Genomic DNA, 21,537 nt, shown 5'->3' with positions numbered 1-21,537 from the left:
ATTATTATTTAAAAATTGGGACTTAAAGTGTGACCTTTATAGAAAGCATCAATAATTTCTACAACTTCATCTTCGGTATCCACTATTTTTATTAGGTCCAAATCTTCTGCGCTTATATTCCCGAATGATAACATCGTGTTTTTGACCCAATCAAAAAGACCAGACCAAAAGTCACTACCTACAAGGATAATCGGGAATTTGCCAATTTTATTTGTTTGTATTAATGTAATCGCTTCGAATAGTTCATCCAATGTGCCGAAACCACCGGGCATGACTACAAAACCTTGGGAATATTTAACGAACATAACTTTTCGTACAAAGAAATAGTCGAAATCCAAACTCTTATCATTGTCTATGTAAGGGTTGTCATGCTGTTCAAAAGGCAAATCGATATTCAGTCCAACTGAAGTACCTCCTGCCAAATGAGCTCCTCTATTACCGGCTTCCATAATTCCAGGTCCGCCACCGGTGATGACACCATAACCGGCCTCAGCTATTTTTTTGGAAACACGTACTGCCAATTGATAATATTTCCCATCTTCTTTTGTTCTTGCAGAACCGAATACGGAAACACATGGACCTATTTTACTCATTTTTTCAAACCCATTGACGAACTCACCCATTATTTTAAAAATGGCCCAAGAGTCATTGGTTTTTATTTCATTCCATCCTTTATGATGTTTTTCGTTTCTCATTTGTGTGCTTTAATTTTTAGTTCTTTCCTCAAAAACTCTGCCGTATGGCTATTTTTTAACTTACAGATTTCCTCGGGAGTGCCCGATCCAACCAATTGGCCTCCTGTACGTCCTCCCTCGTGGCCTATATCTATAACGTGGTCCACCATTTTTATTACATCGAGGTTATGCTCGATTACCAAAACTGTATTTCCCTTATCCGCCAATTTGTTCAATACATCCATAAGCACCCTAATATCCTCAAAGTGAAGACCTGTGGTGGGTTCGTCCAATATATAAAAAGTATTTCCAGTATCCCTTTTTGATAGTTCTGTTGCCAATTTTATCCTTTGTGCTTCACCTCCAGAAAGCGTGGTGGATTGCTGACCAAGCGAAATATAGCCCAAACCCACGTTCTGTATCGTTTTTAATTTCCTGTGTATTTTGGGTATGGCTTCAAAGAAATCCACGGCCTCATTTATGGTCATTTCCAGAACATCTGATATCGATTTGCCCTTATACCTTATTTCTAGGGTTTCACGGTTAAAGCGCTTACCGTTACACGTTTCGCATTCCACATATACATCGGGAAGAAAGTTCATTTCTATGACCCGTAAACCGCCTCCTTGACAAGTTTCGCAACGTCCCCCTTTAACGTTAAAGCTGAATCTCCCTGGTTTATAACCTCTTATCGCTGCTTCCGGTGTTTTCGTAAATAAAGACCTGATTTCGCTGAAAACACCAGTATAAGTGGCTGGGTTCGAGCGTGGGGTTCTACCGATAGGTGATTGGTTAATATCAATTACCTTATCAATATGTTCAAGACCCTTTATTTTTTTATAGGGCATTGGTTTTTTAACCCCGTTAAAATAATGGGCATTCATAATTGGATACAAAGTTTCGTTGATTAAGGTAGATTTTCCGCTACCTGAAACTCCTGTAACCCCTATCATTTTCCCCAAGGGAAATTCAACCGTGATGTTTTTTAAATTATTACCTGTGCATCCTGAAAGAACAATTTTATGGCCATTTCCCTTTCTTCGTTTCTTTGGTACTTTTATTTCCCTAACTCCGGTTATATAATCAGCCGTTAGGGTATGATGATTTTTTAAATCTTTAGGAGTTCCTTCTGATATAATTTCTCCGCCATGTTTCCCTGCTTTGGGGCCGATATCTATGACATGGTCTGCCCGCTCTATCATGTCGCGATCATGTTCTACCACAATGACCGAATTCCCCAAATCCCTGAGTGATTCCAAGGACTTAATTAACCGGGAATTATCTCTTTGATGAAGTCCAATGCTGGGTTCATCCAGTATATAAAGCACTCCAACTAATTGGGAGCCAATTTGTGTGGCCAACCTTATTCTCTGCGCTTCACCACCGGATAATGATTTGGAACTTCTATTAAGTGAAAGATAGTCCAGTCCTACATCCAAAAGAAATCGAATCCTTGTACGAATTTCTTTTATGATCTCTTCGGCAATTTTTAATTGGTTGCCTTCCAATTTCTTTTCCAGTCCATCAAAAAACTCCGCTAGCTCGGCAATATCCATATGGGCCAAATGAGCAATATTTTTATCATCAATTTTAAAATATAGGGACTCTTTTCGTAAGCGACTTCCCTCACAGGAAGGGCATTCAATTTTGTCCATATATTCCTTGGCCCATCGCTTTATGGAGGTTGATTCTGCCTGGTCGAATTGACTTTTTATAAAGTTGGATATTCCTTCATAATCAATCTTATAGGTTCTTTTGACCCCAAGTGTTTTTGAATCCACTTCAAAACTCTCATTACCACCTTTTAGAAGAATTTCTATAGCCTCTTTTGGAATTTTGTTGATTGGGTCGGTCAACTCAAAATCAAAACGCTGGGCAATAGTCTCTATTTGTTTAAAGGCCCATGATTTTTTATAGTCTCCTAAAGGTGCAATACCCCCGTTTTTTATGGATAGTTTCTTATTTGGAAATATTTTATTCTCGTTTACCTCATAAACGTGCCCCAAACCACTGCACTTTGGGCACATACCTTTTGGAGAGTTAAATGAAAACGTGTTGGGCTCTGGCGTAGGGTATGAAATACCAGTTGTAGGACACATTAAGTCCCTGCTGAAATAACGAGGGACGTCGGAACCTTCTTCCAAAACCATCAATACATCGTCACCGCTATACATGGCGGTATTTATGGTTTCGGCCAAGCGTTTGTGTAAATCTTCGCTTTCGACGACCTTTAGCCTATCTATTACAATTTCAATGTCGTGGGTTTTATATCGGTCTACCTTCATCCCTTTGACAATGTCCTTGATTTCACCGTCCACGCGGACCTTAACAAAGCCCTGTTTCGCAATTTGCTCGAACAATTCCCTATAATGCCCTTTCCTTGATTTTATGACCGGAGCTAGGACGTTTATCTTCTTTTCCTTATAGGAACCAATAATCAGTTTTTTTATTTGTTCATCACTATAACTTACCATCTTCTCCCCGGTATTATAGCTATGTGCATCGCCAGCTCTCGCAAATAGTAGTCTAAGAAAATCATAAACTTCTGTAATAGTACCTACTGTAGACCTTGGAGATTTAGAGGTCGTTTTTTGTTCTATGGCAATTACAGGTGATAGACCATCAATTTTATCAACATCCGGTCGTTCTAGACCTCCTAAAAACTGACGTGCATATGCGGAAAATGTTTCTATGTATCTACGTTGACCTTCGGCATAGATGGTGTCAAATGCCAAAGAAGACTTACCACTTCCAGAAAGTCCGGTAATCACTACCAGTTTTTCCCTAGGTATAGTAACGTCTATGTTTTTGAGATTATGGACGCGTGCACCTTTAACCTCAATATTTTCTTCGTAGTTGATCATAGAATATGGCAAAGTTGCAAAATTACAATTTTGATCTTGAAACTTGAACCCTCATTGATCTATAATTGAGTTAATTAAACACCATGTGTCTTAACTCAATTTATAAATCACCTATTCCTTGGTGGTTTATTGAGGGTCGGTTAAATAAGAGTCTATGAGTCTGGAGTTGTAGAGGCTTTAATCATATTTAATACCCTTCTCCAAAAGACAGTACTGGAAACACTCAAGTCATCATTGTTCAAAATTTTGGAGGTATCCAGGTTAAGGTTTATAGCCTTATTTTTGAAGGTTTCCTTAAGTTCATCTTTGTCGGATAACAGGGCCATACTCCATTGAGGAAAAAAACGATGGGAATTTATTTTTCTAGTCAGCACTTCTAAATTAAAATGGCGAGGGTCCTTTTTTATTTTATCGTAAATAAGAAGGACGTTTGATTTTGATCCTTCCAATAACTGGAAAAAATTATTCTGCTGACACACTAAACAGCCGGTAATATCATGTTTTTCGTTCGTTGAAGAAGCTTCATCGATTATTTCTTCAATTTCTTTGGCGCCAATAGCATCGGCCATGGTCGATTTATAAGTTAGCTCGTAAATTAAATCTTCCGAGGACAATGATTTTTTGTATTTACTGGGCAAAAGTCCAAATCTTTCAGCAAATGATTTTGAAAAGTAACTTCTACTTGAAAAGCCTATTTTATAGCAAACCTCAGAAATGGTTAAATCTGAATGCTGAATTAATTCCTTGCCTTTCTCCAAGCGCAAATGAGTTATAAAGTTCCCCAAACTTTCCCCAAAAAGATGTCTGAATCCAGCCTGAAGTTTTTTAGGAGAGAGTCCAAATTTTTTGGATAATTGTTCTATGGTCAAAGATTGATCAATATGTTCAGCTATGTATTCGGCGACCTCAGATATTTTTAAAGTTTCTGTGCTATTTAGTGGAAAACTTAATTTGGTATCATTTTTATTGGCATCATGGCTATCTACCTGTGATGCTAATGTATTTACAACAGCGCCTTCGATTAAAAGTTTACCCACGGCATCCATTCTGGTGTTGTCCACTAATATTTTGGCGTATTTCGCGGTAAGGGGATTTATTTGGCCGTAATAACTAAACGGTGCGTCTCTGTCTATGAAAGAGGTTATTTCTTCTATGGCCGTCTCTAAAATGGTTTTTCTCTTCGGGTTGGGGACTTTAACCTTCTCTTTTACAAAAATAGCGCTGAGCCTTATGTGAATCTTGGCAGGGAAGATTACGATATTAGGCGAGTTGGAAGCACTGGAGAAAATAACGTTCTGCTTGGGATATATTTTATTTGGTTTTTCTTCATTTTCAAACCTATGAAAGAAATGTCCTTTAACACAATAAAGAAAATAAATAACTGAAGGATCTTGTTCCATTTTCGTTATTTTTAATTCTTTATTGAAGGTAATGTCATAAACTCTTACGTTTAGACCTTCAAAAACATTGTAAGTAGTTACGTGACCCTTTCCTACTTCATTGTCTAGAGTTAAAACTGCAGAATCTTGATTTTCCTTGAAGTCGGCACCCAAACTAAGGGCTAATTTCCTTAATTGATCACAAGGATGTTCAAAATTTATGTAGAGCATTAGTGTTTAAAAAAATCCGGTTTATAGTTAATCCATAAAATTAATATTTATTTTTTATTTGTCTTAAAAAAAATGATACACTGGCACCGATAATGTTAATGTGGGCGGGATGTTTCGCTCTAATATCAGAGTAACCCCTTATTTTTCAGTCCCAAGGTTTGGCTTAATGGAAAAACTATAGCACCATATGAGTTAAAGATTATTTTTAATCTAAAACATTGCTTTCCAATAGTAACAGTTTGAATGTAAAATGTACGGTCCCACGGTAAGATTAAAGATGTGGATTAGTTATTATTCTTCGAATCGATTCAACTTTCTTCGAAGTGCCAAAATTTCTTCTTGTAGCTTGTTTACTTGCTCTAATAGGTGATGAATAGCTTGTAATCCTTGTGGGTTAATTTCCAATTCCTGATGAAGCCTTACCATTTTTTCAAGCTTAGGAAGTTCTTCTAATTCAATGACTTCTTTATTATCCGTTTTTTTAAGAGTCAATATTTCAAATTCCACAAGTTGGTGAACAAGTGAAGTCTCAATATTGTGAATAGTGCAGAATTCTTCTATGTATATGAATGTGGAATTTTTCATGTTTCGTTATTTAAGACCGGTATTTTCTAATTCCTCAAATAGCTTTTTTTGTTGCTCTGTTAAATTCGTTGGTATTTTGGGGCTAAAGGTGATAAAAAGATCTCCAAATCCATTTTTTTTATAGATGGGAAAACCTTTTCCTTTCAATTTTATTTTAGTGCCATTTTGTGTACCAGGCTGAACTTTTAACTTTACTTTACCCGATAGGGTTTCCACAATAATCTCACCACCTAAAATAGCTTTGGTTAAAGGAATTTCTATGGTTTTATATAGATTGGCGCCATCTCTTTTAAACGAAGTATTGTTTAAAAGGGAAAAAGTTATGTACAAATCTCCTTTTGGACCTCCTTGTATTCCGTCACCTCCATAACCTTTAATTTTTATCGTTTGCCCATCCTCAATTCCAGCAGGAATTGTAATTCTAATATTTTTACCATTTATGGTAAGTGTTCTTTTATGATTTTCAAGTACCTCTGTCAGATTTAGACGAAGTTCCGCATTATAATCCTGCCCCCTAAACTTAGTTGATTTTTGTTGGCCACTGAATCCGCCGCCTCCACCGAACATAGACTCAAAAAAGTCAGAGAAATCACTCTCTTGATTACCCGTATAAGTATACTGCCTATAATTATTTTGATTCGACTGGCTTTGTCTCTGCGACCTAGCTTTTTCAAACTCTTCGGCATGTTGCCAGTCTTTACCGTACTGATCATACTTCTTGCGTTTCTCCGAGTCGCTTAATACTGCATGGGCCTCATTTATTTGTTTGAATTTTTCTTCGGCCTCAGTATTGTTGGGATTTAAATCAGGATGATGTTTTCTTGCCAGTTTACGATAAGCAGATTTGATTTCCTTTTCGGTAGCTGATTTATCAAGCCCTAAAATTTTGTAATAATCTATAAAATTCATTCACGTGAACTTTGATCTATTTTTTGCAGTAATTTACTGAAAAGGCATGTATTTTACTAGTCAACTAAGGTGCAATTCATAAAAAAGAAAAAAACAGATTTCTAACACTAATTTGCACAAAATTTTGAGATGATTAAATGATACCTATAGTTTCAATTTATTTAAATGTAAGAAAAGGCGAGCATTTTAAATAGCGCCTATACTTCATGGCTTAAGAAACTAGAACCTGGTTAAAAGGTAAAATGTGATATTCTTAAATCCTTAGAGGGAAATCTAGATCGATTTTTAAATTGTAGCAAATAGAAAACCCAAGACCTTAATCTTGGGTTTTTTCTTTGTTTATTGGTAGCGGAGAGGGGCTTGAACCCTCGGCCTCCGGGTTATGAATTCGATATAAAACCCTATTTATGGGGCTTCCCAGAGGTTGGTCTTCAATTTTTCGCCAAAATCGTATGCGGTAGCGTGTGCTCTATTTCTACATTGACTTAGATTCTAAATTTAATAATTTAAAACCATATTAGAACATATTTTTTAGAATCTATTGTGTGATTATGTCAATTTGAAACTCCTAAGTAAGGTCAACATTATTGGAAAATAATTTCAGTACCACACATTGATTTAATTTGGCAAACTTCTTGTGGCAATTATTATAGTGGAAAGGTGATGCTTTAATGAGATTACTCCAACAAATCAAATTTTTCAATTCTAAAGAACTCCCTTTGGTTGAATTGGACGATATTTATGCCAAAGCCATATCCCATTTACCTCTTTCTACCCGATTAGAATATTGCAATAGGCTCATTAGCAGATCCAAATTTGATTTCGACCATGTAAGTTGTAGGGAAAAAAGAAAACAATTGAAAACCTTAATAAAATCCACCTTGACCGAAATTTCAAAATTGAAACATGAATCCCGATATTAATTTTAAGGAAGCCCCCTTGAGGCATTAAATGGCAAAATTCAATCCAAAAATTATCTGTCGAAATCCACCCCCAAAAATGCCCGAGGTAGCTCGGTTTAATCTTGAGGCCCTATAAATCTCATCCGTAATATTTTTTCCATTAATAAAGGCATTCAAGTCTATGCCGTTGCCTAGTTCAAAATCATAGTTTATATAGAAATCAAAGGTCTTATATGAGGATAGTTTTCCTATGGCACCGTCCGCCGATTCCTGGTCGAAATTATGGAACTCGGTATATTGACTTCCCACTAAATTCCCGCTAACACCCAACGATATTCTTTTATAATTATAATTCAATCCAAAATTGGCGGTCACGAGTGGGGTATAGGGTGCCTCACCATCCGATACGCCCTGATTTCCAAATTTAATAACACTCTTCACCATATTTTGGAAGGTTCCAGAATCAATATTTTGATCTGTAATCAGTGTTTCTCCTCCCGTACCATCCGATACGTAAATGTCATAGGCGTTTCTATTGTTATTTACTTTATTGATATATTCCATTTCTGTTGAAGCGCTATGGATTACTTGGGAAAATAAATCCTTATCCTCCAATTTGCCTTCCAGTACTTTCGATTTCATAAGGTTCATATTCCCTGAAAACCGTAATTTGTGTTCATTACCTTGTAGTACATCCAATCCTAGGGCCAATTCAACTCCCTGAACATTTATTTTTCCCAATTCGTTAAAGACTTCATTTCTTCCGCCTGCATAGAAATTACGACTCGTATTGTTAAAATAGGTCAATTGACCATCTAATCGATTTTGAAATAATTCTCCCCTCCAACCTATTTCTCTATTCCAGCTTAATTCTGGTTCAATATTAATGTTCTCACCAGAAAGTGGATTGGTAACAATTCCGTCCTGTTCAACTAAAAAACCAAATACTTTTGAAGGGGCTATCATACCCTCATAGATACTACCGTAAAGATCTCCATTGGACATTCTGTATTCCAAGGTGATACCTGGCAAAAACTGATTATAAATATTCGGTTCCCTTCCTTCTTCTATATTTTTAAGGTAGGGTTCTTGTGCCAAGGCAATTAGATTTTGTCGGTACATGTCCACATGTTCAAAACGAAGTATAGGCGTTATGCTCCAATTTTGAATAGTTATTTCATTTCTTAGATATCCGTTCAATGACCATAGGCGGTACCAAAGATCTGTAGATGTGTCCCCGCTTCTTGCCCAGCGGCTATTCTGGGCTATAAGGAAACGGTCTTTAAAGGTCTCTCTATGCAAATTTAGACCCGATTCCAATTGCTGAGTAGCTTCAAAAAGCGTATACTGTAACTTCATGGTCTCCTTGATACCAGAAACGGTATAAGTCCATCTACTATCCGTCGTGCTTTCCTTCCCGTCATCTATTCTACCAACAATGACATAGTCCTCTTCATTGAAGGTTGTATTATTCAGATAGTTATAGCGGTCATTAAAAATATCATCGCCAACATAATTTTGCAATTCTGAAGTCCTAATTTTTGTTGTTACCTGACGCCACCAATCGCGCTCAAAATCACTTGCATATGCCTTTGAAGTAAAGCTGAGATTGTCGGTAGGTAGCCATTTGTGTATAATATCCAACCCATACCTTCTCATAGTGAATTGATCTGCATCCAAGGGATTTTGTGTAGGGTCGGTTTCAAATGTAAAAGGGGTCTGCGAACTTAGTGAGGCCTGGTTGTCCTCGGATTGTCCACTTACCTTAAAGTAAAGGGATTGATTATTGGAGAGTTTTGCGAATACTTTGGCGTTCAAGTTCAAAACTTCTACGGAAGAATTATCCGTGAAACCATCAAACTTTTTGTAGACCCCTTCTACCAAGGCCCCCAAATTGTTCCATGTTCCCCCATAAGAAATAAGTCCGGTTTGATAATTTCGTTGGCCTCCAATTAATTTCAATCGCAATTTTGATTTTTGTGGAGGAAGTGCTGTAATATAATTTATGGCTCCATACATGTTATTGGGACCATACCTTAGCATATCCGCTCCTTTGTATACCTCTATCGCCGTAATTCTGTCGCTAACAGGATTGTAATAGGCGCCCGGTGCAATATAGGGCGCAGGAGCGGAGGGTGTTCCATCCTCCATTAACAATACTTTTTTGGAACGTCTTCCCCAAGAACCACGAACACTTATATTGGGTCGGTTGGAAAGTCCCATGTCCCCAACGATATTTACTCCGGGAACGGTTTTCAATAGTTCTTCCGTACTCAATGGGTTTCTATTGGTCAGGGTGGCGGGCGCAATTCTGAAATTACTTCCTTTAAAGTCTTCTTTAAAACTTTTCGCCGATGCACTCACTATAACTTCTTCAAGGGTGGTATTGCTCAGTTGCAAGACAATAGTTCCTATATCCGGTTCACGAGTATTTATAGTAATATTTTTTTTCTCAAAGCCTAGATAAGTTATTGTTGCCGTGTATTCGCCTTCCTCTAGAGAGATTTTAAAAAAGCCGTGGTTGTCGGTCAATGTTCCTGTGATCGAGTCAATAATGACCTGTGCACCTAAGAGGGGTTCCTTATTTTCTCCATCGACTACCGTTCCAGTGACCAAGACTTGCGAAACAAGAAAATTTTGGGTAAAAATTGCCAGTGTTAAAAGGTTTAATTTTCGTAAGCTTTTGAATTTCATTCTAAAGAATTTCTTTTTTGAATGTCTTAATCTGCACCATCCAATTTGGCGACATCAATGGTATATTGTGCCACATTTCTTCCTTGGTCCGTACCCACAGTGGCATCAAAGGTCCAGTGAATACCTCCATATACCCTAGAGATAGCCGCTTCTTCTGCCCACCCTCTGACCAAATCGGACTTTTCGGGAAAAATATATGCCAATACTTCGGAAGCTGCGGCGGAGAATACGCTATGTCCAGAGGTATAACTGGGGAAATTAGGAGTTCCAGCTATGGTTTTAAAACCTGGAATCGTCTGAATCGGTCTGGGGTAGTGGTAATAGTATTTGGCATCCCAGCAGCTGATTCCAGCATCCATGATTGCCATATTCATATAGGCCATGGTACGGGCACTTCTCAACGGATTCATTTTGCTTTCCACTATAAATTCATTTGCAAATCGATTCCAATGTCCCGGTGGGGTGTAGGTACCCAGACCATCTTGCCAGAAATTAGCAATGGCCCTATATTCTTCGGTCATATTGTCCGCGTAATTTTTTAAAATTTCAACGTCATCTCGGTATTCATCGGAGTCCAAGGCTGGTGGTGGAATAGGACGTACACTTTCCACATCATCTACGTTCCACATGGTAACTTTCCCGAACAATGGTGTTAGTCCAACGGGGCGCACCGGTAGTTCAAGATTGTCCCATTGCCATCCAAACCTTTCAAAGGCCGCAGCTTTTATGGAATCAGAAACCGCCTTTGGAGCCTGTGCATTCTTCATCCCATCATTGGACGCTCTTTCCAGTGCAATTTGCGACACTGTATTGGCTATGGTAACCCCTGCGTCAATATCGCTTTTGACATTTCCTCCAGATAGCAACAGGCTTTCCAAATGCTCATTTTCCATCTTTTCTAGATACTCGGCTTCCAATGGAAACATGGCAGTAAGTATATTTTTGGATACCCGTGCCAACACCGCACCATCTGATGGGTAGGAGGGTATTTCATTGGGCTCATACGCATAACTAATGGATTCGTCAAGTTGGTAGGGGGCAGGCCTATTGTATTGATATTTATAATGCCATGCGGAAATTAAACCATCAAACTGAGCCACGGATAGATAGGCCAATGCCCTACAGGCATAGGGTGGGTGCGCAAAGGGAAAAGCTGGTGGCCCATCCGGATTAGTAGGGTTGGGCAATGTATAGGACCCATCTTCATTGGGTCCTGGTATCAAATTATACTTGGCAATCAATTCCAATGCAATTTCGTTCCATCGTACTACGGCATTGTTGGTCCAGTAATCAATTGAATTTCGTTGATTGCCATTGATGTTTGCAATTTTCGACTTTAAATCTTCAATTTCAGCTTGATATTGGGTGGAAGTAACTACTTCAGGTGCTGCAATGTCTATAGCCGTGGCATTTTCCAACAAAACAGGGTTCCAGTTTCCGCCGGTCTCATCATTTTCGGTGTAGGTATAACTTTTAAATTCTGTGTATTGGGGTAAATCCTTCTGACAGGAATTTGCAATAACCAGGACTATTATCGCTGTTATAAATATATATTTAGTTTTCATCCTCTATGTTTTTTTTATCCTTTAGGTAATTGAATTGATAGGTTAGTCCAAATCCAGTGTTTGCCATTTTTGCCGTATTTCGGCCATTGACCACACGGCTGTGGTAGCCTACTACTCCCAGACCTTTGATTGAAGGGATATAATACTGCAAAGAAGCACCTATACGTTCAAACGCTACTTTATTAGTGGGCTGAGCCGCATTGTAGAACCTTACGTCGTCGCCACTGGTCGACTTAAGAGCCGAATAACTTAGCTCCGCCTTTAGGGTATAATTGAAAAACCATTTGCCCAACACCCCTTCAAAGTTCCATGCGTTGGGAACATCCATCCATGCAGTATAATAACTACCATTGTTGTAATAGTAATCCCTTTCGGCTTCCGTATAACCCCTCCATAAATGACCGGCCATACCCCTTATATATAAACCATTGTTGAAATCATATTGGGCAATACCTCTTAACGAAAACTCGGGAGCTCCAAAACCTATACTATAAGGCAAGTAGTCAGATAGGTAATTTGTTGCAGGGGAAGAGAATCCTATTGTGGATAGAAGGCTCAATTTACCAATGCCCATTTGCTTTTCTAAAGCCCTGTATTTTACGGCAACCACAAAGTCTTGAAACCCTTGGGCTCCTTCGAACTTTCCCCCGTTAGGTTCGGAGGATTCTGTCTTTACATAGGGCAGTCCCAAATATAGGTCTAGATCTTCTAAAATGCTCACGGCTGCCATGGGTAAAAAAGTATTTCTACTGACCGTGGCAATGGTCTGATTCCCTCTTAAATAATCCCCCTCATAGTATCGGTCAAACTTGCCCATATCATAACTAAGTAGAACACAAGCGTTTCTTGATGGCATCATCAAGGCGTCCGTAGGTGTCTGGGAAATCATATTGGATGTAATAAGGAAAGTAAATATTAGGGCGGCCAGGTTTAAAATAGTCGATTGGGGCCTAAAAACCTGATGATAGGATTTCATCCTAAAATCAGGTATTGGAATGTCTTTCATAATTTATCTTTAGTTGGTCAATAACTATGTTGAGCGTAATGTAAGTTCGATCATAAGTTTTTTAGAAGGAACCCAACGTACAGTGCTTCTCAACTGTTTTTGCGAAATTAGAGGTGAAACGGACAACTTTGGACTAAGGAAAGGTTAATAGGAGTTAATGTGGCTTAATGTAAAATTAAAGGAGCTATGAAAAACCTAATTAGGTTTAATGATTGTTTCAAAATCTAGTTTTAATTTCCCGGGTAGTTGTAGGTCGCACTTTAAAATAGTATTGTTTATAGGCAAATTTGCCTTGGGCTGTCGTAGCCAAAGGGTAGGGACAGAAGGGGAACCGGAAAACCGAAGTTACATTTTCAGTACATCAATGGGCAAAAGTTTAGGATTGGGCTTCTCTATATTGAATGAAAAGATTTTAATTGAAACCCAGACATGGATAACGGTAGTCATGTCATATCAGGGAGGGTGTTGGAGATTAACCCTTTGTTCTTTGGTTAAAAAGGTAGAGATACCTACAATAAACACGCAGGGGTTATAGACGTATGGTGTTAGTCAAAATCGTAGTCCTATAATCTCGATAACCACCTTACTCCAAATATAGTGGTTGTACTGTATTGGAAAAACTAAAGGTATTTTTTTCTGCATCCATTCCCAGGATTTTGACGTCTGAGAGTTTAGTTGTGACAAATGGTGAAACCAGTAGGTGTCATGGAAAAGGGAACGCACGAACGTTATGAATTGGGCCAATAAAGATTATGACGTCTTCAATAAGAAGTATTGTTTTGACAAAATCTTTTTTATTGGTGAAACAAAATGTCTCCATTAAGACTCATTTTGAGTTTTACCGAAAACTTCAGTAAAATCTACTGCCGTTAAGGGTTTATCGAAGTACCCTTTTACTGATGGATGTAGAGCAGCTATAGCGCGATCCCTCGAGTTGGTGAATGCGGAGATAATATAAATTTTTATGGCAAATAACTCCGGTCCCAATCTTTCTAGTTCCTCCAAAAAATACCACCCACCTTTATTTGGAAAGGATAAATCCAATAGAACAATTTCAGGGACACTATTTTTATCTTGTACTGCATTTTTCAGAGCGTCCAGTGCCAATTCAACCGAATCATGGCAAATGACCCTGAATTCTGAATTGGATTGCTGGATTTTATAGGTTGCAGTATATTGAGCAACCAAATCATCATCAATTATCCAAGCTAAAAGGCTTCCCATATTTGTAAGTTCGGAAATTTTTAATCAAATGCGAAACCTGTGAATAGGCGATAGAGAAATGCATATAATACTACTGCCAGCATGAGAAGACAAAACCAGGTAAAGGCCTTGAAATAGTTTCTGATCATATAGTTGCCAATGTTTCTAAAGCCTTCCCTGTAGATATCCTTTAAAAGAAAAATTGCTTTCATGCTATTGATTTAAGGTGAGGTTCAAAGCTCCATCAATAAAAAACCAAACAAATAAAAACTCGGCAAACTTCTGCTTAAAAAAGATAAACAAAATTGAAATGCTACAATATCGGACGTTTATGTATTTAAACGACTAAAAGTTGATTATAAATTGTTAATGTCATTACACTTTAGGTTTCTTTGAAATCAGCATCGTAATACTGAACACCGATAATCAAATGCTATTAATACGCCCTTGACGTTTGAACTAGTTGACCGTTCGGGGATTTTCATAGTTATCAGACTGATCTTCCTCCGTCTCATCAAGGCAGACAAAATCCTTTTCTAGCATCAATTTCGTTAAGCTTCCACTCTTGTTAATCTGCTCTCCATAAAAGCCTATTTCATCGTTCGATGGCCATTTCTTCAATAAATCATCCGGTACGGTAAGGACAATTCCATCCGCTTCGAAAACAATGGACATTTTAGCAGCATTGGTCTTGGATAGGACTTTATATACAAAAGTCTTTTCAGCTATTTCGGTAAAACTCTCCATACGCTTTTTTGAAGCCAATTGTAAGACTTCCGACTTGGTCAACCGAAACCTCACCGAATTATCGCGAATCCTTATTTTCATAGAAATTGCATTATTAAATTTTCACTATTTGGACCCTGGTATCGTTAAAAGCGGCACCGCCTCCTATCTCTTCCAACCAGTCATTGGTCAAGGCATTGACAGAGGAACCTCCTTCTAACAAAGAGGGCCAGTATCCGTGGGGGATGATCACAACGCCCTTCCTTGTGCGTTTCCCTATTCTTGCATATAGGATTACTATACCATTTTTATTGAATGCTTTTACTTTGTCACCGTTAGAGATATTCCTTGCTTTTGCGTCATATTCCGATATTTTCAACTCAATATCACCTTCAGCATCGATGAGTCTTTTGACGTTGGCATGGGATGAATTATGGAATCCCTTTGTTGATTTAATAGCTAGTAATTTTAAAGGATATTTTCTTTCCTCTTCCACGGAATAAGAGGGTTTTTTGTATTGGGGCAGCGGAGATTTTTCTGACTTCTCAAGTTGAGCGCTATAAAATTCACATTTACCGGATACCGTTCCAAAATTTCCATTTTTATGCGGTAACCATGGTTCTGGTAGGTTGTAGCGTGCCCAACCATTTTCCCTAAGATATTCAAAGGTTATTCCTTTCATATAGGGGTGATCTGTGTCAAATAGGGATTCAGCTATTTCCAAATCCGTTTCCTTGAAGTACGGGTCGTCAAAGCCCATCTCCGCAGCGAGTAGCCGAAAGAACTCGCTATTGGGCTTGGACTCCCCCAAAGGTTTAATGGCTGGATGGTTTAGATTAATATACGCCTGCCCCCAAGAATCCGCAACATCCCAATGTTCCAATTGGCTTGTCGCCGGAAAAATATAATCGGCATATTTGGCAGTATCGGTAATAAAGTGCTCTAAGACAACCGTAAATAGATTATCCCTTTTCATTCCCTTTCGAATTAGATTTTGGTTGGGAATAGTCACGACCGGGTTTGAATTGAACACAAAAAGAGCCTTTATTTCAGGGTTAAAATTTTCAGTGTTCAACACCTTGCCCAGTTCAACCATATTTATGGTTCGTCCATTTTCAACTGGTATGGTATTGTAAAAATCCAATCGCTCAAAATTTAAAGCCTTACCACCCAATTCAAATGTGAAATGCATTAGTCCTCCTCCAAGTTCTCTCCAAGCTCCCGTAATACTAGGTAGCATGGAAACAGCCCTGAAGGCATCCCCTCCATTGAGATTATGTTCCATGCCAATAAGCATACGAATCAGCGATGGTTTGGCCATCGCATATTCTTTGGCAAATTTTATGAGTTCCTGCTCCTCAATATCACAAATACGGGAAACGGTTTTGGAATCATAATTTTGGATATGCTCTTTCAATTCTTCAAAACCCAAGGTATGATCTTTTATATAATCGACATCTGCAAGCCCCTCTTTCACTATGATATGCATCATCCCGAGCGCCAATGCCACATCGGTCCCCGGCATAGGCCGAACATGCCAATCCGCCTCTTTGGCGGTAGCGGATTCAAACGGGTCCACAACAATTATTTTGGCTCCTTGCTTCCTTGCTTTCATCACATAGGGCCAAAGGTGAACATTTGAGTGCTTTGTGTTCGTACCCCAGAGTATAATATATCTACTATGAACAATATCCTCGGGCAAAACACCAATTGACTGGCCGTTGGTTATGAATACACCAGACATGGCAGATGCCCCACAAATTGACTCGGCCAGATTGCAGGCGCCAATTCTTTTGAAAAAGCGTTTACTCATGGCTGCTTTTTGGATAAGCCCTTGGGTACCCATGTAACCAAAAGGCAATACGGATTCACCACCATTTTCCTTAAGGATTACCTTGAGTTTAGAGGACACCTCTTCCAGCGCCTGTGACCAACTGATACGTTCAAATTTACCCTCGCCTTTTTTGCCAATTCTCTTGAGCGGGGTCAATATCCTATTTGGATGAAATGTAACATCCTCCGGAAACCGCTCCATCTTTCCACAGAGTTTACCTCCTGTAAATGGGTTCAGTTCGTTCGCCTTGAATTCCAAAACCTTTTCATCCTTTACACTGACGGACCAACTGCAGGAATCAGGGCAATCATGATAACAAACCCCGTGGAAAGTCTCCTGGGTTGATGAAATAGGATGAACCCCGGCAAATAAAGAAAAGGGTACGCTTTGAACCAAATGGGCGCTGGCATATCCCTTGGCACCGAGATTCAGGAATTTTCTACGAGAAATGTTCTTTTTCTTGTCCTTCATGGTCAAAAAGTTTAGTTATTCAAAAAAGTAAGATTTTGGCATCAAAAACATTCTTCTGGAAGCGTTAATAGGAGAATATCAAGATCAAGGTTTTTATATGGATACTAGCGCAGTCCGTAATTATTAATTGGCTGGTTGAATGTTTTGGTTGATATGAAAGAAATTATCCGGGTCGTATTTTTTCTTTATTTTACGAAGTCTATCATAATTTTTACCATAACTTTCTTTTACCCGTCCTTGATCATCTTCCATCGCAAAATTGACATACCCGCCACCTAAGGCATAGGGTTGCATTGCTTCATGATAATTTCGGCACCATTCAGTAATTTTATCGGCATCTGAAGGATTAGGGGAAACACCGACGATAACTTGTGCCCAACGCGCACCACGATTTGCCCAAGCGGTATCCTCTTGGGGTGTTTCATGCACTTTGCCATCTATGGGGTAGAGGTGCATGCTTGAAAGCATTGTCGGCATTTTGGACCCATGGATTACTTGCTGGTGAATACACTCGTCTGTCAATTCATCAAAGTAGTTCCCTTTCCAATACCATTGGTATCCTGGCGGATATAATCCGTCGAACATACCATTAAGGGCTGGCATAGGGAGCTCGCTAACAAAGTCTAAAATAGGTGGTCCAAATGCGCGGATGGGATTGAATACCTCTGCTGCTTTATCCAAAGAGCCCGTGTAGCACCAAACTATGCCGCAGACTTTTTTCATCTGTAAATGTTGCGGGAAAGGGTCGACGGGCGGCACGGTCAAAAATGCAAAAAATCCGTAGAGGTCGTTGGATGCGTTCTTGGTAATTTTATCATAGAACTTCATAACCTCTTCTGCCTTTTCCAAGGGCCAGAGCATGGGCCCCGCATATACATTTCGTATAGGAATTAAATTAAATGTAAATGAAACTACTATCCCAAAATTACCACCACCACCACGAAGCGCCCAGAAAAGGTCTGGGTTTTTAGAGGCGTTGGTTGTTATGAGCTCCCCCGATGCCAATACCACCTCTGCCTCCAATAGGTTATCTATCGTAAGTCCGCCCTTACGACTTAAATAACCAATACCCCCGCCGAGTGTAAGCCCCGCAACACCAGTACTTCCAATGATACCACTAGGTAACGCCAGACCATGCTCATGTGTGGCTTTATCTACTTCTGCAAGTGTACGGCCAGGTTGTACTTTTGCCCTTTTTGATTCGGTATCTACTTCAATACCTTTCATTTCAGAAAGGTCGATGACCAAGCCATCGTTTACCAGGGCCAATCCCGCCCCGTTGTGACCTCCACTTCGTATAGAAACCTCCAATTTGTTCTCCCTTGCAAAATTTACCGCCTTGACAACATCTTTTTTATTTATGCATTTAATTATAATTCGGGGTCGCTTGTCAATCATCGCATTATAAATCGTTCTTGCTTCTTCGTATTCGGCATCTCGAGGTAAAATAATGCTTCCTTCTAATTTGTCCTTTAATTTTTCTATTTCCATAGTAGTTCTCTTTTTGTATTTGATTGGCACATAGTACAGGGAAGCCTTCAAATACCAATATTGAAAATGAAGGATGTTTACCCGTTGTTCTACAGGATAAAACTAAAGGGAAACCTACATTTAAGGTGTAAGTTTTGTTCCAAAAGCTGTAACAATTTACACCAATTGGATTATAAAGTTATTTTTAGGGGTTAGTCGGATTGAGATTTGGCTATGGCGTTAGGAAGTATATTAAACCTGTTTCGAAACACCCTTGTAAAATAGGTTGGACTACTAAAACCGGATTCATATGCAATTTCTGAAACCGTCTTACCTCCTTTTTTTAATGCCCTTGCCGCATGTATCAAACGTATTTCTGATACTAATTTATTGGGCGGAAGACCAACTAGGGAAGAAATTTTTCGATAGGCCTGACTTTTGCTCAGACCCAATTGTTTAATAAGGTCTTCACTTTTAAAATTTGAATTGTTTAGGTTTTTCAGTAGTAAATTCTCTAATTTTTGAATTTCGTTATAGGAGACTTGATTTAGAACGGTAACCATTGAAGCGTCGATTTTGGAAAAATCTTGGCCTCGGGATGCAGAAATTTTGGTTTCCAAATCCATGTAAACCCCATGCTTAATACCAAACGTTGACATAATATTTACTTTGGTCTTCGTTTCTTGGAATAAATTGGTGCTATGTTCGTCTACGGGCCTACCTGTAGCCATAGCTAAACTATATAGAAAATTTTGATCAAAAGATTCAAAGTACTTATATAAGTGCAATGCACAGGAAATCGCATCACCGGCATCAATAAAAGAGGCCATATGCTTTTCACTGGGGACTTTGATAACACTTCCCCTGTATTGTTTAATAACGTCAATAATTTTAGGTCCTATCGATTTTTGCGTTTCCGTTAATTGTAAAAAATCAACCAACATAATTGTACGAAAGCCGCTATCAATATCTCCTGATAGGGTCAAGGCCAAATCTTGTTCGTTTTGATCACCTTCACCCAAGAACGGAATAAATTCATTTTCACGTGATACCTCTATCACGTTGCATGCACCAATACCATGTGCTTCTTTATGGCTTTCAATACAGGCCTCCTTACTTGGGCTTTCCACTAAACAAAAAGCCGTCTTCTGGTGAAGATTCAGGTAATATCTCTTGTAGATCAATCCATGTTTATTTTGAACAGCGACATCTCTCAAATGTGCTCTATACATATCCTCCTCGGTGAAAGCATCCGAGTCGATACTATGAAAGTCCATGAATAATCGCATACTTTATTAATTCTGAAGATTTATTTTAAGTAACAAAAATCTGATAACGACGAATATACAACTTTTGCGAATGGCCGTGTTTTTTAATATGGGATGTTCTTCGCTCCCTTAAAACTAAGAGAAGTAGAATTGGGTATATGATGTGGTTTAAAAGAAATATTCTATCATAAGTTTAATATTCAATTTTCAAAAATGGTCATTAAAATGAACCATTAAAATTATTTTTGGATTTTGGAGCAACCTTCTATCTCTAAAACTATAAGTAAGAACAATGCATAAGTTTTAATTTTAAAACCTATTTTCTTGATGACAAGATTTCGATGCCTCTAATCATTTTTAGATGTAGTTCTAATATAGTAAGCGTGGGGTCGATTAATTTGAAATATGTAAGGATCCTAGTCTCTGCTGTAATTCTGCATCGACTGGGTAGCCCTTTCAATTATTCATCAAACAAATCTTGGTTGGGCCATGCTACCCTTGTATCGATTTCATTATTAATGACGGATTGCATTGAATTTAGAATCGATTCGTAATTGGAGCTTCTTTTGTTCATTTCAACCGTGTAGTTAAAAGTATCATTATGTCTGCTCATAGCGGAGGAAATCCCCGGTAGCGAACCGGTATGGACCCATTTACATTACTTCCATCCCAATACATAGCAATCCCCATAGGAAAGAAAGCGGCCAAAGACTCGGTGTAGTTCAACACCGCATTCATGCTCGGTCGTACCGTTCGCACGAACGCTTAGTTATTGCCAACTGTATTTTTATAGAATATTGTTTAAATCTTGTCTTCCAATTGTTGTCATTATTTCCACAATGTCTTCATTCACTTTGAAGAAAATACTATCAGATCCGCAAACGCAACGTCGATACCCTTTTTTTATAAAATCAACTGATTCAAATGAAAACGGTCTTTCCGATATAATCTCAAAGTATTCAAAAAAAGACTCAAAGTATTTATCCGCTTGAGTAATTCCGAACTTTTTAACTCCGTAATGATGAATTCGAATCAAGTCCTCTCTCGCAGTATTACTTATTCTAAATTCAGCCATTAAGTAAGTCCTTAGATTGCTTAAGAATTTGCGCTTTACTATCAGAAGTAAATCCGCTATTTTCAGCTCTTTCGAGCTTAGTCCTAATCCAATCAATTTGAACTTGTTGACTTCTTGCTTGTCTAATTAAATCGTTGACTAATTCACTTTTACTTGAATATTCTTTATTGTCAACTTGATCTTTCAGCCATTCATCATTTGGTTTTGTGAATGAAATACTTTGTCTAGCCATAATATTATATTTTGATGTAAATTTACACCAAATATGAATCAATAGCAAATTTCTATTAGACTTGCTGTAGCCTTCCCTAAAAATGAAATTGGTTTTGATTTCAGATTTACCTCTGTCTTTAGGAAAATCCATTTTCGATAGTCCATCAAGTTCAGATTCTGGCCATTTTATAACTTCCATTTTGTCTAACCCAAAAAAATCGAGATACTTTATTTCATAACAGTCTTGAGATTCTTGTCCGAATAAAGTCAGATTTATAGCTAAAAATAATATTGTTAAGATTCTATTTCTCATTTTTTGGTAACTGTTCGTTAAGGCAGATAGTTTACAAAGTTAAAGGGACATTATCAGTTAACAGTAAGCGAACAGGCTTGGCAAACACTCAAACGCAAGCTAAGGTATCTTACCAAGAAAACACTGCCATTGTCATTAGCGGAAAGGTTACAACG

Annotated in this window: 18 protein-coding genes; all 18 read right to left on the bottom strand. The window is 38.4% G+C overall.

Features of this window, described 5'->3' with window-relative positions:
- Window positions 1-8: 8 nt before the first annotated feature.
- On the bottom strand, window positions 9-695 hold the full coding sequence (locus PP182_RS12930) for a TIGR00730 family Rossman fold protein (RefSeq protein WP_272651682.1): 687 nt from the start codon (window positions 693-695) through the stop codon (window positions 9-11).
- Window positions 692-3,538, bottom strand: coding sequence for an excinuclease ABC subunit UvrA (gene uvrA, locus PP182_RS12925; protein WP_272651681.1), 2,847 nt, complete (start codon window positions 3,536-3,538; stop codon window positions 692-694). The genes PP182_RS12930 and uvrA overlap by 4 nt, the downstream gene beginning before the upstream one ends.
- A gap of 152 nt (window positions 3,539-3,690) precedes the next feature.
- On the bottom strand, window positions 3,691-5,148 hold the full coding sequence (locus PP182_RS12920; RefSeq protein ID WP_272651680.1) for a BLUF domain-containing protein: 1,458 nt from the start codon (window positions 5,146-5,148) through the stop codon (window positions 3,691-3,693).
- A gap of 291 nt (window positions 5,149-5,439) precedes the next feature.
- Window positions 5,440-5,733: a chaperone modulator CbpM gene (locus PP182_RS12915; protein WP_272651679.1), complete on the bottom strand. Its 294-nt coding sequence runs from the start codon at window positions 5,731-5,733 to the stop codon at window positions 5,440-5,442.
- Between the two features lie 6 nt (window positions 5,734-5,739).
- The gene (locus PP182_RS12910; protein WP_272651678.1) at window positions 5,740-6,642 is read right to left on the bottom strand and encodes a J domain-containing protein; all 903 of its coding nucleotides are present in this window, start codon (window positions 6,640-6,642) and stop codon (window positions 5,740-5,742) included.
- A gap of 947 nt (window positions 6,643-7,589) precedes the next feature.
- Window positions 7,590-10,238 carry a TonB-dependent receptor gene (locus tag PP182_RS12905; RefSeq protein ID WP_272651677.1) on the bottom strand — a complete coding sequence of 883 codons (2,649 nt, stop codon included), beginning with the start codon at window positions 10,236-10,238 and terminating at the stop codon, window positions 7,590-7,592.
- Between the two features lie 26 nt (window positions 10,239-10,264).
- Window positions 10,265-11,803: a phosphatase PAP2 family protein gene (locus PP182_RS12900; RefSeq protein ID WP_272651676.1), complete on the bottom strand. Its 1,539-nt coding sequence runs from the start codon at window positions 11,801-11,803 to the stop codon at window positions 10,265-10,267.
- Window positions 11,793-12,809 carry a transporter gene (locus PP182_RS12895; RefSeq protein WP_272651675.1) on the bottom strand — a complete coding sequence of 339 codons (1,017 nt, stop codon included), beginning with the start codon at window positions 12,807-12,809 and terminating at the stop codon, window positions 11,793-11,795. Before PP182_RS12895 ends, PP182_RS12900 begins: the two co-directional genes overlap by 11 nt.
- 819 nt (window positions 12,810-13,628) lie before the next feature.
- On the bottom strand, window positions 13,629-14,033 hold the full coding sequence (locus PP182_RS12890; protein WP_272651674.1) for a response regulator: 405 nt from the start codon (window positions 14,031-14,033) through the stop codon (window positions 13,629-13,631).
- A gap of 20 nt (window positions 14,034-14,053) precedes the next feature.
- Window positions 14,054-14,224, bottom strand: a complete 171-nt coding sequence (locus tag PP182_RS12885) for a DUF6747 family protein (protein ID WP_272651673.1) — start codon at window positions 14,222-14,224, stop codon at window positions 14,054-14,056.
- A 247-nt stretch (window positions 14,225-14,471) separates the two neighbouring features.
- A complete protein-coding gene (locus PP182_RS12880; RefSeq protein WP_272651672.1) occupies window positions 14,472-14,840 on the bottom strand; it encodes a DUF7009 family protein in 369 nt (122 codons plus the stop codon).
- A 13-nt stretch (window positions 14,841-14,853) separates the two neighbouring features.
- Window positions 14,854-17,043 (bottom strand): molybdopterin-containing oxidoreductase family protein, encoded by a 2,190-nt coding sequence (locus PP182_RS12875; RefSeq protein ID WP_272651671.1) that lies wholly within the window; start codon window positions 17,041-17,043, stop codon window positions 14,854-14,856.
- A gap of 123 nt (window positions 17,044-17,166) precedes the next feature.
- Window positions 17,167-18,534, bottom strand: a complete 1,368-nt coding sequence (locus tag PP182_RS12870) for an FAD-binding oxidoreductase (RefSeq protein ID WP_272651670.1) — start codon at window positions 18,532-18,534, stop codon at window positions 17,167-17,169.
- Between the two features lie 191 nt (window positions 18,535-18,725).
- A complete protein-coding gene (locus PP182_RS12865) occupies window positions 18,726-19,802 on the bottom strand; it encodes a nickel-binding protein (protein WP_272651669.1) in 1,077 nt (358 codons plus the stop codon).
- 439 nt (window positions 19,803-20,241) lie between these two features.
- Window positions 20,242-20,394: a hypothetical protein gene (locus PP182_RS12860; RefSeq protein WP_272651668.1), complete on the bottom strand. Its 153-nt coding sequence runs from the start codon at window positions 20,392-20,394 to the stop codon at window positions 20,242-20,244.
- Window positions 20,391-20,540 carry a hypothetical protein gene (locus PP182_RS12855; protein ID WP_272651667.1) on the bottom strand — a complete coding sequence of 50 codons (150 nt, stop codon included), beginning with the start codon at window positions 20,538-20,540 and terminating at the stop codon, window positions 20,391-20,393. Before PP182_RS12855 ends, PP182_RS12860 begins: the two co-directional genes overlap by 4 nt.
- 28 nt (window positions 20,541-20,568) lie before the next feature.
- Complete coding sequence (locus tag PP182_RS12850; protein WP_272651666.1) at window positions 20,569-20,856, bottom strand: type II toxin-antitoxin system RelE/ParE family toxin; 288 nt, start codon at window positions 20,854-20,856, stop codon at window positions 20,569-20,571.
- Window positions 20,849-21,088: a ribbon-helix-helix domain-containing protein gene (locus PP182_RS12845; protein ID WP_272651981.1), complete on the bottom strand. Its 240-nt coding sequence runs from the start codon at window positions 21,086-21,088 to the stop codon at window positions 20,849-20,851. Before PP182_RS12845 ends, PP182_RS12850 begins: the two co-directional genes overlap by 8 nt.
- Between the last annotated feature and the right edge of the window lie 449 nt (window positions 21,089-21,537).

Origin of the sequence: Maribacter sp. PR1 (genome assembly GCF_028464145.1) — a bacterium.
GTDB lineage: Bacteria > Bacteroidota > Bacteroidia > Flavobacteriales > Flavobacteriaceae > Maribacter.
This window is presented reverse-complemented; position numbering and strand designations above follow the sequence as displayed.